A 14,146-nucleotide genomic window follows, 5' to 3' on the forward strand; every position below is an offset into this window, starting at 1 on the left:
CTATTGATAATCCGCAAATCCGGGCGTGATACGTATTTTTAATGAGGAGAGATGAATGAAATGAGTGAAATCGTCCTATTATCAGGGAGTCCGTCAGAATGTTCTAAGACTGACAAAGTACTCCACTATTTAGGTGCATTACTTGAAAAAGAACATTTTTCTGTGAAGCATATTTCGGTCAAAGATGTACCACCAGAGGTCTTAATATTTGGAAAGTACGATAGTCCGGTAATTAAAAGAATATCAAAGCAAATTCAAGGTGCACTCGGTGTCATTGTTGGATCGCCGGTATATAAAGCTGCTTATTCAGGGGCTTTAAAAACATTGCTTGATATTCTTCCGCAAGATGTACTTAAGAATACTCCAGTACTGCCATTGATGACCGGTGGAAGTTCTTCACACCTTTTAGCTATTGAGTATTCATTAAAGCCGCTATTGGCAACATTAAAAGGTCAGAATTTAAAGGGCGTTTATTTGTTGGATAGCCAAATTGATAAACATCAAGAAAACCCAATTATCGATAAGGAAATTTTACAAAGGACGAAAAAGCAGCTCCAGTATTTTATTGATATATTAAATAAAAGAAGGCTTTTCGAAACACTTTCATCATAATGAAGTGATTGTTGCATTGTCTGTGCCCTAATAACACATAAGTATCACATAAGTACGAAAAAGTTCATGCAGTAATGAAGATAAATGATCCGTATCAACAAAAAACATGCATCATTTGGATGTTCGGGGCTGTCGAAAACACTCGGCAGCCTCTTTTTACTGCTTAAGCACATTCTCTGCAAAAAGTTGATATGTAACATTTGATACGGTTAATCTAATGATGACGTAGATATGGCCATACTAATGATATATACAAGACTAGACTGTTTCCCCCTTTTCAGGAATAATAAAGAGAGCGAAGAAATGGATGATTGAGGTGAGATGATGGAAAGGTCAAATTGGGATAAGTATAAAATAATGACGATGATGCAAATTTTTATCGATCGGTTTATCAAAAATGATATTATTGGTTTGGCTGCGCAGCTATCCTATTTCTTTATACTATCCTTATTTCCGCTACTCATCTTTTTGGTAACGCTCATTCCCTACTTGCCAATTACTCAGGAGGATATGATTGGTCTTATTCGTGATTTCGCTCCTGTACAAACAATGGATTTTCTTGAAACGACACTTGCAGAAATTATGAGCAACCGCAGCAGCGGACTTTTATCCTTTGGGATTATCGGGACGATATGGTCTGCATCTAATGGAATGAATGCTGTAATAAAGGCGTTAAATCGGGCGTACAATGCAGAAGAAAGACGGCCTTTTTTAATTGCTCGCGGAATGTCCATTATATTAACGATCGGAATGATTATCGTCATTATAATCGTTTTAGTACTCCCTGTCTTCGGAAAGCAGATTGGCAAATATTTATTTCACAACCTTGGGTTTTCTATGGAGTTTGTAGCGCTTTGGAATGCTTTGCGTTGGGTTGTAACACCAATCGTTCTGTTTCTAGTCTTTCAAGTCCTTTACTTTTTAGCCCCATCTGAAAAAATCCGTTGGAAATCAGTGAGGCCTGGAGCAGTGTTTGCGTCAATAGGCTGGATTATTGTGTCGCTGGGCTTTTCTTCTTACATATCTAATTTTGGAAACTTCACTGCTGCTTATGGAAGTTTGGGGGGAATGATTGTATTAATGCTTTGGCTTTATTTGTCTGGGATGATTTTAATGATCGGCGGTGAGCTGAATGCTGTACTGGCTGAGAGTAAAAAAAATCCTTTTTAAAGAGCTGTTATTTGAACAGGGGATGATTAGATGAATGTGAGACGATACGGGAGTGGTCCATATACAGTGGCTGTGATTCATGGCGGTCCTGGAGCCCCAGGGACTGTTGCAGCAATTGCTAGAGAATTATCGAAAGAATATGGCGTATTGGAACCTATCCAGACAAAAGCATCTCTTGAGGAGCAAGTAAATGAGCTTTATGATGTGATTAAAAACAAGGGAGAGCTTCCGATCACGTTAATCGGCCATTCGTGGGGAGCTTGGTTGGCATTTATCGTAGCTGCAGCATACCCTTTTTTAGTAAAAAAAATAGTACTTGTAAGCAGCGGGCCTTTTGAAGACAAATACGTCCAAGAGCTGGAAGAGAATAGGCTGAACCGATTAAGCACTGTGGAAAAGGATGAATTCAATGACTTAATCGCTCATTTAAACAATCTCCATCCGCAAAAAAAGGACGAACACCTTGCTAGACTTGGTGAACTTGTAACAAAATCAGATCATTATCAAGCAATTCATATTCCAACAGATGAACAAGACATCATTCAAGTCAATAGCGATATTTTTCAATCAGTTTGGACAGAAGCGTCAATATTAAGAAAGACAGGATCACTTTTAGCACTCGGAAGAAAAATAAAGTGTCCTGTTTATGCAATCCATGGAAACGATGATCCCCATCCAGCAGAAGGAGTAAGCGTTCCTTTAAAAAAAATTTTAACCAATTTTCAATTTTACTTATTAGATAAATGCGGCCATACTCCTTGGAAAGAACAATATGCAAAAGATGCTTTTTATCAAATAGTGCGGGAAATACTGAATAGAAAGTGACAGACATGATTCGTTGGGGAGTTCCTGCTATTAATGAGGCGGCAGTTAAATGAACGCTTTAGCGTCCTCTTAGCTGCCGCTTATTTGCGTTCTAAAACAGCCACATCCAGCCGAGTGACATTAGAATAATAACAAATAAAGCTCCAATGACAACCAAAGAAATACTTTTCAATAAATCATTTTCTGCGGAGCGAATGCCCAACAAGGAAGAGCCTAGCATAACGCGGGCCGGTGAAGCCATACTTGCATGGGATGCGCTCGTATTTTGTATATAAATGTATAAATCAGGAGAGATCCCTAATGATTTCGCCGTTTGCATTTGCAATTGAATAAACATGGCGTTTGAGCCTGCATTACTGCCGGTTAGAAAGCCTCCCAATCCGCCAATGAAAGGAGAAATAATGACAAAGCTTGTACCAAATGCAGTTGCAGCCGCATTCGCAATAAACATCGTCATGCCAGCCTCCGTCATCACTTCTGCCATTGCGACAAATGCCGAGGTTGAAATAAAGAACGGCACCCATTGTTTGATGGTCAGCCGCAGCGATGTACGTACGACTTGCCAGTGAATCTTTAAGATAAAAATGGCGAATAAACTAGCAACGAACAGCCAAAATCCAGGCGAATATAACAGGGCTAAAGAGTAAGAATAGGCTGGTAAATCGATTACGAGATGCGATGTTAAAAAATGATTGATATTCGGCACAAGACGGGAGAGAAAAATACAAAAAGTTAAGAGCAAGTATGGACTCATCACTTTTAAAATAGTGAAGCTATTTTTTTCTGCTGCAGCAGAAAGTTCTGCAACAGTTTCTTCTCTTTTCTTTGCCTTTATTTTTAACAATCCTACTCCGAGCGTTGTTGTGATCAGAGCTGCTAGTACTCCTGCTAATTCGACGCTGACATAGGCATTAAAGAACAGAACGGATAAGCCAAATAGGATCGAGAAAAAGGTGATCTCTTTCCATTTTTCTTGAAGGGCTCGTTTGCCGCCAGCAATGAAAACCGCAGCGACCACAAAATAAAGGAAAACAGGTATGCTCATCACTGCACTTCCGATGCCTACTTTTTGCAGCGAGAGATCCCCAATTTCAGCGCCAACGACCATTCCAGTCGCTAAGGCGCCCCAAGGAACAGCTAGCAAACTAATAAGTCCGATTAATGCAGCACGAAAGGGAGCAAAGCCTAAAGCAATGAAAACAGGCGCGACAATTAAAAAAGCAGTTCCAAAGCCGCTTGCTGATTCAATTAATGGTGAAAAACCGATCACTAAAATAATGACTTGCAACATTTTATCATCCGTTGCTTGCGAGATAAAAGCCGCAATGACATCAATTGCGCCTGATTGTTTCATAAGATGAAAAAGAAAAATGCCAAAAAACAATACATAGGCGACAATAAAAGAGATTAAGACACCTTTAAAAGAAGCGTGGAATATCTCCTTTGTAAATAAAGGGAAAACCGAAGACCATTTTGTAATGATTACTGTAATAACGTAAGCGCAGATAGCAGCACGCAAAGAAGACTGCTTTAATAGAAATAAACATCCGACAATTGCAACAATAGGTAATAATGCAATCATTAACTCCATGCAAACATCTCCACTGCGATGATTTCTTGAACATATTCTTTCCTGTATTATAAAGGAAGGAAGCGATCATGTCAGCAATCGTTTGGACAAAATTTTCTCCCACCTCAATTGCTTTCGGCATTAAAGTGGGGGATAACTGAAAGTCAAATGTCCGATTGATTTAGGTCGACAGGATAAGGAAAGCTTCTTGAATCAGTATCGCACGAAGAAAAAGCGGTTTCCTTTTTCAAGGTAGTTCACGATCTAAGCCTTTGTTCTACCTTCCATAAGTGGGGAGAGAGAAGCCCCTCCCACAATGAATGTTTCCCTTTATTTAAGTAATCTAAGACTATTTAAAATGACAAGAATGGTGCTGCCTTCATGTCCAATGACTCCGTAAGGCAGGTCTAATATTTGTAAGAAGTTTGAAGCAATTAACCCCATGATGACGATAATGGAGAAGAAGACGTTCTGTTTTATAATACGATTCATTCGTTTCGATAGACGAATGGCTTCAGCTATACGAGGCAAATCGTTTTTCATCAGGACGACATCTGCTGTTTCAAGGGCAACATCCGTTCCTTCACCCATAGCAATGCCAACGTTTGCGGTTGCTAATGCCGGTGCATCATTGATGCCATCTCCGACCATTGCTACTGAACCATATTGCTTCATCAAATTCTTTAACTCTTTTACTTTTCCTTCAGGCAAGCATTCAGCAATATAACCGTCAATATGCGCTTCCTGGGCAATTGCTTTTGCTGTTGTTTCACTGTCGCCAGTCAGCATAATCGTATGAATCCCTTCTTTTCTTAAGGCTTCAATTGCTGCTTTTGTTTCCTCACGAACGATATCTTTTAAAGCAATAAGTGCAGCAATGCCATCTTTGTCTTTCACGTACACCATCGTTTTTCCATTTGCTGCTAATTTCTCTGCCACACCATCCGCAAAAGCAAGTGCTTGTTCTTTACCAACAAATTCTGCTTTGCCAATCAGCCATTGTTGGCCATCCATTACTGCTTTAATTCCCCAGCCGGCAACATCTTCTAAATCGTCGGGCTGACGGAGCGGTGCATCTATTGTTTGCTTAGTATAAGAAACGATTGCTTGTGCCAATGGATGGTTTGATTGGTTTTCAATAGAGGCAACAAGATGCAGCAATGATTCTTTCTGAATATCCTCACGTACATAAATATCCGTTACTTCAGGTTTCCCTTTTGTCAACGTTCCAGTTTTATCAAATGCAATACCCTTCATATGACTTAAATTTTCCAGATGAACGCCGCCTTTAAATAATATCCCGCTGCGCGCTCCATTAGAAATGGCCGATAAGGTTGCTGGCATAATAGAAGCAACAAGTGCACAAGGCGAAGCAACAACTAGTAAAACCATTGCGCGATAAAAGGTTGTGGTCCAATCCCAGTCTAGCAAATAATGGGGCAAGAACATCATCAGCCCGACAACTAATAATACGATTTTTACATATGTTCCTTCAAATTTCTCAATAAAGAGCTGCGATGGCGATTTTTCACTTTGAGCTGATTGTACGAGCTGAAGAATTTTTTGGAACAGCGTTTCTGTGCTAAGCTTTGTCACTTCAACTGTTAGAGATCCGTTCATATTCACCGTTCCAGCAAATACTTCATCGTGAAGTTCTTTCGTTACAGGAATGGATTCACCTGTGATCATCGCTTCATCGATAGCAGAGCGGCCTCTAATGACGATGCCATCTGAAGGAATTCGTTCTCCTGGCTTTACTAAAATATGATCTCCTATTGTTAATTCTGAGACATGAACGAGCGTTTCTTTGCCATTTTTTATGAGCAGTGCTTGTTCTGGCTGCATACCCATTAAAGAAGAAATTTCTTTTTGACTCTTATTCAACGTATAGGTTTCTAGTGCGCCGCTAACAGCGAAAATGAAAATAAGAATGGCGCCTTCTGCCCAATAGCCAATAACGGCTGAGCCGATAGCAGCAAAAACCATTAACATTTCAACATTTAACTCTTTTTCTTTGATCGTTTCTTGAATCCCTTCTTTAGCTTTTGCAAAACCGCCAATACAAAAAGCGAGTAAATAAAAAATCGCAGATGCAGTAGAAAGGTCTGATTTAGATAAACTCCATCCAATGAGAATGAGAACACCACTTAACAATGCAGATATTAATTCTACATGCGGCCTTATTTTTTGGAGAAAAGATGGAGAATCTTTTATCGCTTCTTTTTGTATGTTAATAGTTGCTTCGACGTCTGTCATAACAACAACCTCCTTTTAATATCATTTAAATTTTCTAATTGAGAAAAATAATCACCATCAATACGCTGATTAAACAACGAATGCTGTCACCGTGAAAGGAGACAGCAAAACTAGATGATTATAAGGGATATATAGTTTTAAAAGGGCAGATCACCCTTTCTTTAAAATCATTCTAACATATCTTTATAATGAAGTAAATAAAAATAATTATTAAGTAATATTTATTATTAGATAATGATTTCCGTTCTCAATTAGAATGAGATGTGAAAAAATACGCTGTATGATTGTTTTTTATATGCTTAGAAGGTGAATAATTGTCATGCAAAGTAAAAAAAGGGCTCGGCGTTTAGCCTGAGTCCTTTTTTTATGTGTATACTCTATTCTATTTTGATAGATATTTAGAGAAAAGTTAGAAGTATCTTATTCTGATATTTTTTCAATTATAGGTGCAATTGCAATCGGTGGAATGGAATTAGTCATCGCATCAGCATATACATTTAATTTATCGCCCACTTCATAAGCATCGTCACTTGATACTGGTACTTTTAATATTTTGTTTTGTAAAGCCAACTCCCACCAATCATCTTTGTACGAAAGGGCTTCTTCTTTTGTAGGAGTGTCTGCAACGATCATGTAGATGTCATCAATGGAGATAAGATATCCTGTAAAAGGTTGTTGCTCTTCTTTTTCTACAGAAGAGAGACTACGATGTGATGAGAAATCGTTCACTTCTGCAAAAGCTGGTGCTGAACCTACAGTAAGTCCACACCCTAATACTAAAGTGGTTGCTAAAACTACTAATTTTTGTTTTGTTTTGATCATCAACATTTCCTCCTTGTAAATTTTTCCTACAAATCCATCTTACTACACTTACATGTATAAAACTTCATTTATACAAATATTTAACAAATATGTCACAAGTGTAATAAAAATGGTCATTATTGTTTTAAATAAAAACCAAAATTGATTTAAATAAAAATTTGATGAAAATTGAAGAAGCTGCACGAAAAAATATGGTCTATCAAATAGGTGACATCGTGAAGGTATTGAAATTGCAAAAAGGCAAGGTAAATACAAAGGTAGGAAACAAAATATCATTCAGCAGCTGCTGGTAAAGATAAGGTTATTTATAATAAGGTTGTTCGTTTAATAAAATTTAAAGAAAGCATTATGGATATACACCGTCGTACAAGTTTAGCCAGGAATACAATTTGTCCTATTCGTGATGAAGGCGTTGAAAGAACAATGATTCATGAAGCGACAATTGGACGAATCTATTTGGCACAAGGGGCAACCAATTTACGCAAGTCCATCGATGGACTTGTGGCTATCGTAAAGGAAGAGTTCAACCTGGATCCTTTTTTATCCGTTTGTCTTCTGTAAATGCTCACGCGATAAAGTAAAAATTCTATTCTGGGGTCACAATGGATTTTGGCTCTATTATAGCCGTTTGGAGAAAGGAACATTTCATTGGCCAGCAGAAAAAGAAGGGATTTATCCATCACAAGAAGACAACTCAGGTGGTTATTGGATGGACTTCCCTTCATCAAAAGCACACCGAGAAGTCACAGCTCGTACCATTGGATAAAATTGTTTGAAAAAAAAGGGATTTGACGGGTTCTGAAGAATATATTCCTTTATGAAAAAGATGACGAAACAAACGCAATCTCTTACAATTGAATAAATGAAAGAATGAAATTAGACCTTAAAAATTAATTTTACGACTTCTTTAGGTCTATTTGTCGTTTACGAATAACTCGAAAACAACGAAAAATCGTAGTCGACCTGAAATCATTTGAATTTTCGTGGGTGATAATATGAAAATTTCTATAGAAGAAATAAGCAAAGAACAGGTAGAAGAAATCCTCATTAGGTGTCATGAGGTAGATGACGAAATACACGAAATCTTAAACAAGTTGGAAACTGAAAACCTTATTGTACTCGGACATCAAAAAGATAAAGTTCACCGTATTAAGCTTAGTGATATCTATTATTTCGAGGCAGTTGACGGAAAGGTTTTTATTTACTGTAAGGACAACGTTTTTGAGGTAAAACAAAAGCTTTATGAATTAGAGGAATTATGCAAAGAAAAGAACTGTTTTCGTGCATCCAAATCTACAATTTTGAACATAGCTAAAATTTCATCTATATATCCGTCCATAAGCGGCCGATTCGAAGCGGTGCTTGATAACGGGGAACGTACAGTCATCTCAAGGAAGTATGTGCCTGTCCTTAAAAAAATGCTTGGATTGTAAAAGGAGAGATAAATATGAAGATGTCTGAATTTGTACAAAAGATTATTAAGAATTTCTTCATCATCTTTGCATCCATCATCATGATGATTACAATTTTGCGACAAATCTATTATCCCAATATGGCCTTTGATTTGAAGTCGATTTATATCATTATGGCATTTTCATTTTTAAGTTCATTAACGGGGTTTATTTTGTATTCTCCTAATGATATAAGTGAGAAGAAAATGCGTATAAGAATTATCATTCATTTTTTCACTTTGGAGATTCTATTGATTGCCATTGGTAGCGTTATTGATCTTGTGAATAGTGCATTAGATGGAATCATTCTTGCACTGCAAATTGCCGTAATCTATACCCTAGTTCGTCTGCTGTCATGGCGAAATGATAAAAAAGAAGCCCAAAAAATCAACGAAAAACTAAAGGCATTAAAGAATAAAGAAAATCAATAAGCAGCAGTTGTCTGTAACAGATTATTTTACGGTAAGCATTATAGCTTACCGCTTTTTTTTGCATCTTATTTGCTTGTGGAAGCAACTTACCTTTTTTTTATATACTTCCTTTCAGCAGTTTATTAAGATGAGTTCATCAAAAATAATTCGAAAAGGAAGGAGTAACTACTATGGGAACTTTACTATTATTAATTGCTTTGACTTTCGAGATTGCTTTTGCAATTTACTGTATAGTAACTAAGCAAAATCATAAAAAAATTAAGAATTGGATAAGGATTGCTGCATTTATTGCATTTGTAATTCTCACACTTTCATCTGTAATTGTGTGGAGTTTCAGCTGGGTAATGTTTGCTATACTGCTTTTCATATTAGCGGTAAAGGGGACAGTTGCTCTTATCCATAACAAAACAAATACCAAAAAATACAAATCTTCTAAAATTGTGTGGAAATCCATAATGATGATATTAGCAACTGTATTTGTACTTGCACCTGCAATTGTTTTTCCGCAGAATAAATCACCAAAAGTGACAGGTGATGATGATGTCGAAACCGCTACTTATACATATGTTGACAAAAACCGTATGGAGAAATTTACAGACAAGAGGCAAAACAGATTTGTTAATGTGGAATTTTGGTATCCAAAAAATTTAGATGGAACATACCCGCTTTTGGTGTTCTCACATGGAGCATACGGTATCAAGGCAAGCAATACCTCTACCTATACTGAGCTTGCAAGCCACGGTTATGTAGTCGTTTCAATCGATCATCCCTATCACTCCTTTTATACCCGTTCAGAGGATGGAACAGTGACTATGATCAATACAGATTTTAAGCGTGAAATCGACAATATGAATAAAGGAGTTTACTCGAATGAAGAACTCTACGAACTCTACGAAAAATGGATGAAACTACGAACAGACGATATGAATTTTGTAATTGATACGATTCTTAAAAAAGCCAAAAGTGACCAAAATCCCATTTATCAACATATCAATACAGAGAAAATCGGTGTGTTCGGGCACTCAATGGGCGGCGCAGCAAGTGTTGGGCTAGGCAGAGAGCGTGATGATATACGTGCAGTTGTAAATATTGATGGCCCGTTCTTTAGTGAGCTTGTTTATAAGAAAAAAATAGATGATTATGTGGCAAGCAGCGAAGCCTACACGACCCCACTTCTTAACATTTATTCTGACGATGTTTGGAGACAGCTCGAAAGCAATTCCTTTTATGTAGCGAACAAACCGAATAATGAACACTTCAAAGATGTATATACTGTTCATTTTCAAGGTGCAAAACATTTAAGCTTGACCGATTTACCGCTTTTCTCTCCTATACTTGCAAATATTCTGCAAGGCGGAAAAGCCGACATTGATCCATATTACTGTATTGAAACTGAAAATGAACTAATTCTTAAATTTTTTGACTATGAATTAAAGGGAATTAGCCATTTCACTCCCAAAGGAACATATTAAATAAAAATTCGATTAAAGGCTGAAATATACATATATAAACTGTATATAGTTCAGCCTTTTTTATTTTACCTAATTAATTTAAAAGTAAACGACAAATAGACCATTTTTTCTTTTTGCGAATAGGGCAAAACCTGAAAAGGGAGCTAAACCATGTTTATCCCACATCTAACTGGCAGTAAAACCCCCACCTTAAGAGTTAAGAGGAATCGAAGAAGTCTAGGTAGGGGATAACTGAAAGTCAAATGTCCGATTGGTTCAACTAACCATCAGTGGGGGATGAGAGAAAACCCCGACTCATGGAAGTTTCACTTTATCTTCCTCAAGCGACTTATTTATGCATTCTCTATATTGAGCTAAAGCAACTTCATTGCGCCCAAAAATCAAGTGTTTATTTGCTTTAGTCCTAAAACCGACTTGCATTGTTTCACATGTTTCAAGATCCTCCATAATAGCAGCTTTGAATAAACGGATATTCTCCTCCCAAAAAGATCGTTTACTTAGACAGTCTTCTTGAACGATATGTGTTACTTCAATAAGGCTTGTCTCTGGACTTTCAGGAAAAATTTGCAATAAACTGAGGTGGCTTTTTTCAATAAAAAAAGTGGATAAAGGAAAGATCGTATATAGAATGGTGGCATTCGGCCGAAGATCCCATTCTTCAACAGGCTGTTGAAAAAGATCCTTGACACTCCGTTTTGGAGCAATTCCACGGATGTGATTCTGAAATTGATCGCAAATCGCTAAGTTATGAAGAAATAGCCAATTCGTACTATCCTTATGAAGAAATGCAAAATGATAGTTTTCTAAAAACTGTTCCACTCCACATTTCCAATTAAATTTCATGCGCCACGATTCTTTTCGATAAAATGTGTATTGATCAAATTGATAAGCCTTAAATTCTTGATCAAGCTGAAGTCCTAAGAAAGATTCAACATTGACAGTTCGTTCTTCGGATTTTTTCTCCTGATTTAACCGCACCCAAATAAAACCATGCCGTTCACTCACAGGCAAGGAAGAGAGAGGATAACAATTCATTTCTAAGTTGGGAAAGCTGCGTTCTTTATCTGGAACATTACATAAGTTTCCTTCCATATCATACGCCCACCCATGATATGGGCAGATAAAATTCTTTCTTATTCGACCATGATCCTTTAAAACTAAAGATGCTCCACGATGTTTGCAAGCATTTACAAAAGCATTCACAGATTTATTAGGTGTTCGAATAATAATGATTGGTACGCCCATCACTGTTTTCGATATATAATCTCCTACTTTTGGAATCTCACTCCCATGGGCAACAATAAGGGGCTGATTCATAATCATTGAAAATTCTTTTGTATACTGTTCAGAATCATAATAATCACTTACTAGCCAATGTGTTTCTTTTTCCCCTAGTTCCGTCTCTTTGTTCGTTATACGTTTGCGTATTTCTTCAATTAACTGAATTTGCGTTCGCTGTTCCATTTTCCCATCCACCTCTCCAATATTTTTACTAAGGCATAGCCCGCTCAACAATCTTCTCTAGTACTCCTTTATTTGCAAGCTGGCCAAAAAGAAGACTGTGATGCAAAAGTCGATTTTCACAAAAGGCATCTGCAACAAAAGACGGTGCATATCTTAACAGAAGGCTGGCTTGGAAAGTAACGGCCATGCTTCCAGTTAAACGGCGCGAAAAATACTCCACTCCCTCTTCTGAAATAGATGTAAACAGCAAGTTTTTCAGTTTATCGAGATGATCATCAAATAACGGATTCTCTCCTTTTCCATATTCACATTCGTCTATAAACCTTTCTAACACTTCTTTACGTTTCGTAATGATTCGAAGCACATCTAATGCTGCAATGTTTCCCGGTCCTTCCCAAATGGCGTTTAATGGTGCATCTCGGTAAAGGCGTGGGAGAATAGACTCTTCTACATATCCATTTCCTCCTAGACATTCCATGCATTCATTTACATGTACAGGTGTACGCTTACAAATCCAATACTTCATTAAAGCAGTCGCAAGCCTTGCAAAATCACTGTCGTTCTCGTCTAATGCACGAGCGATTCGAAACACTGCTGTCGTAGCAGCTTCAGATTCGATAGCAAGATCAGCAAGGACATTTTGCATTAATGGCTTTTCTAATAAACTTGAACCGAATGCTTTCCTATGTCTTGCATGATGTATAGCCTGAGTTAGAGCAATCCGCATTAGACCAGCAGAGGCAAGAACACAATCAAACCTTCCTAGATTGATCATGCGCATGATCATTTTTAACCCTTCTCCTTCATTGCCAATTAAACTGCCACGCACTCCATAAAATTCTACTTCAGCAGATGGGAGAGAACGAGTACCCATCTTTTCTTTTAAACGCTGAATAGTAAATCCATCATCATTGCTTTCAATTAAGAAACAAGAAAGCCCATTTGGTGTACGAGCAAGCGTAATAAAAATATCACATGAAGGGTAGGAGCAAAACCACTTATGCCCCGTAATTTCATATTCTCCTTCTCCAGCAGGCTTTGCAATCGTTGAAATTTTCCGTAAATCTGCTCCGCCTTGTTTCTCAGTTGTCGTAATACCTGCTAATACTGCTTGATCATATGAGTGTGAGAGCAGTCGTTGTCCCCATTTATTGAAAACCTTCTGATTGCTTTTCATAAGCGGTATCGCTGAATGAGTAGTAGCGAGCGGTGTCATTACCCCAATGTTCACCTGGCTCCATAGGTAAGCAAGCCCTCCTCTCACTACATGTGACCCTGGTATATCCATACTCCAAGGCAGTGCATGCAAACCTGCTTCAATTCCTTTACGGAGCAGCCAATTCCACGAAGGGTCAAGATCGATTCGATCAATTCTTCTTCCAAAACGATCATGTGTATGAAGAACCGGTTCATTTTTCTCAGCACGTTCAGCGTGTTCTAACGTTTCAATAGACCCTGCGATCGTCCCGAATTTGCGGCAGCGCTCCATCCCCCAGTCGCCTTTTTCTCTTGTTATCGCCTCTTGAAGTGGAATATCACTATCAAAAGGTTGGAAGGGATACAGTGGGGGAGACTGATTGGTCACTTCGTGTGTCCCGTACATGGATATCCACCTCTTCTATTATTATTCATTACTTTTTTCAGATGCTGAAGCCATAATCGTCCCTTGTGCAATCGCACAAACGGTTTCTTTTTCTCCCTTACGAATAGAAATATCGCATCTGCAAACCGCCTGGCGTTTACCTGAAGAAACGACTGTACCACGAGCAATGATCTTTTCTCCAACTGCAGGCCTTAAGTAATTGATCTTATATTCTGCGGTCAACACATTCGGCCCAAGAACAGAGCCAGCAACGAACGTTAATGTATTATCAGCTGCATAGCTTAAAACTCCGCCGTGCACAAATCCATTTTGCTGCAATACATCTTCACTAACTGGAATTTCTAGCACTGCTACACCAGGTTTGAATTCAATAAGAACTGTACCAAGAAGCCTGCTAAAAGACTGCGCTTTTAACGCTTGTTGGCCTACTTTAAATAATTCTTGCGTTTCCATGTCATTACTCCCTTCTT

14 protein-coding genes are annotated in these 14,146 nt (G+C 37.9%); 8 read left to right on the plus strand and 6 right to left on the minus strand.

The window, feature by feature from the left end:
• The first annotated feature begins 60 nt into the window (after positions 1 to 60).
• The 3 genes from ssuE (at position 61) to J2S08_RS07380 (ending at position 2,607) form a co-directional block, all read left to right on the plus strand.
• Complete coding sequence (gene ssuE / locus J2S08_RS07370) at positions 61 to 612, plus strand: NADPH-dependent FMN reductase (protein WP_307228141.1); 552 nt, start codon at positions 61 to 63, stop codon at positions 610 to 612.
• Positions 613 to 969: 357 nt separating this feature from the next.
• Complete coding sequence (locus J2S08_RS07375; protein WP_307228275.1) at positions 970 to 1,782, plus strand: YihY/virulence factor BrkB family protein; 813 nt, start codon at positions 970 to 972, stop codon at positions 1,780 to 1,782.
• A 30-nt stretch (positions 1,783 to 1,812) separates the two neighbouring features.
• Positions 1,813 to 2,607, plus strand: a complete 795-nt coding sequence (locus tag J2S08_RS07380; protein ID WP_307228143.1) for an alpha/beta fold hydrolase — start codon at positions 1,813 to 1,815, stop codon at positions 2,605 to 2,607.
• A gap of 91 nt (positions 2,608 to 2,698) precedes the next feature.
• On the opposite strand, the gene J2S08_RS07385 is transcribed toward J2S08_RS07380, so the two are convergent.
• The 3 genes from J2S08_RS07385 to J2S08_RS07395 all read right to left on the minus strand — a co-directional run bounded on the left by J2S08_RS07385 (position 2,699) and on the right by J2S08_RS07395 (position 7,255).
• Complete coding sequence (locus tag J2S08_RS07385) at positions 2,699 to 4,198, minus strand: L-lactate permease (protein WP_307228144.1); 1,500 nt, start codon at positions 4,196 to 4,198, stop codon at positions 2,699 to 2,701.
• Between the two features lie 309 nt (positions 4,199 to 4,507).
• Complete coding sequence (locus tag J2S08_RS07390) at positions 4,508 to 6,433, minus strand: heavy metal translocating P-type ATPase (RefSeq protein WP_307228146.1); 1,926 nt, start codon at positions 6,431 to 6,433, stop codon at positions 4,508 to 4,510.
• Positions 6,434 to 6,853: 420 nt separating this feature from the next.
• Positions 6,854 to 7,255 carry a DUF3221 domain-containing protein gene (locus J2S08_RS07395; RefSeq protein WP_307228148.1) on the minus strand — a complete coding sequence of 134 codons (402 nt, stop codon included), beginning with the start codon at positions 7,253 to 7,255 and terminating at the stop codon, positions 6,854 to 6,856.
• A 348-nt stretch (positions 7,256 to 7,603) separates the two neighbouring features.
• Here J2S08_RS07395 and tnpB (J2S08_RS07400) point away from each other — a divergent pair, with 348 nt between their 5' ends.
• From tnpB (J2S08_RS07400) to J2S08_RS07415, 5 genes are all read left to right on the plus strand, one after another.
• Positions 7,604 to 7,816 (plus strand): IS66 family insertion sequence element accessory protein TnpB, encoded by a 213-nt coding sequence (tnpB, locus tag J2S08_RS07400; RefSeq protein WP_307228150.1) that lies wholly within the window; start codon positions 7,604 to 7,606, stop codon positions 7,814 to 7,816.
• A gap of 22 nt (positions 7,817 to 7,838) precedes the next feature.
• Positions 7,839 to 8,021 (plus strand): IS66 family insertion sequence element accessory protein TnpB, encoded by a 183-nt coding sequence (tnpB, locus tag J2S08_RS22475; protein WP_370875648.1) that lies wholly within the window; start codon positions 7,839 to 7,841, stop codon positions 8,019 to 8,021.
• A 229-nt stretch (positions 8,022 to 8,250) separates the two neighbouring features.
• Positions 8,251 to 8,688 (plus strand): LytTR family DNA-binding domain-containing protein, encoded by a 438-nt coding sequence (locus tag J2S08_RS07405; protein WP_307228152.1) that lies wholly within the window; start codon positions 8,251 to 8,253, stop codon positions 8,686 to 8,688.
• A gap of 14 nt (positions 8,689 to 8,702) precedes the next feature.
• A complete protein-coding gene (locus J2S08_RS07410) occupies positions 8,703 to 9,137 on the plus strand; it encodes a DUF3021 family protein (RefSeq protein ID WP_307228154.1) in 435 nt (144 codons plus the stop codon).
• Between the two features lie 170 nt (positions 9,138 to 9,307).
• Positions 9,308 to 10,609 (plus strand): alpha/beta hydrolase, encoded by a 1,302-nt coding sequence (locus J2S08_RS07415; protein WP_307228155.1) that lies wholly within the window; start codon positions 9,308 to 9,310, stop codon positions 10,607 to 10,609.
• 294 nt (positions 10,610 to 10,903) lie between these two features.
• Here J2S08_RS07415 and J2S08_RS07420 read toward each other — a convergent pair whose 3' ends face one another.
• From J2S08_RS07420 to J2S08_RS07430, 3 genes are read right to left on the minus strand one after another with little or no spacing between them, the layout of a single operon-like run.
• Positions 10,904 to 12,073: an aromatic ring-hydroxylating oxygenase subunit alpha gene (locus tag J2S08_RS07420; protein WP_307228157.1), complete on the minus strand. Its 1,170-nt coding sequence runs from the start codon at positions 12,071 to 12,073 to the stop codon at positions 10,904 to 10,906.
• Between the two features lie 28 nt (positions 12,074 to 12,101).
• The gene (locus J2S08_RS07425; RefSeq protein WP_307228159.1) at positions 12,102 to 13,676 is read right to left on the minus strand and encodes an acyl-CoA dehydrogenase family protein; all 1,575 of its coding nucleotides are present in this window, start codon (positions 13,674 to 13,676) and stop codon (positions 12,102 to 12,104) included.
• Between the two features lie 21 nt (positions 13,677 to 13,697).
• Positions 13,698 to 14,129 (minus strand): PaaI family thioesterase, encoded by a 432-nt coding sequence (locus J2S08_RS07430; RefSeq protein ID WP_307228161.1) that lies wholly within the window; start codon positions 14,127 to 14,129, stop codon positions 13,698 to 13,700.
• Between the last annotated feature and the right edge of the window lie 17 nt (positions 14,130 to 14,146).

Origin of the sequence: Bacillus chungangensis, assembly GCF_030812995.1 — a bacterium.
Taxonomy (GTDB): Bacteria; Bacillota; Bacilli; order Bacillales; family Bacillaceae_C; genus Bacillus_CF; species Bacillus_CF chungangensis.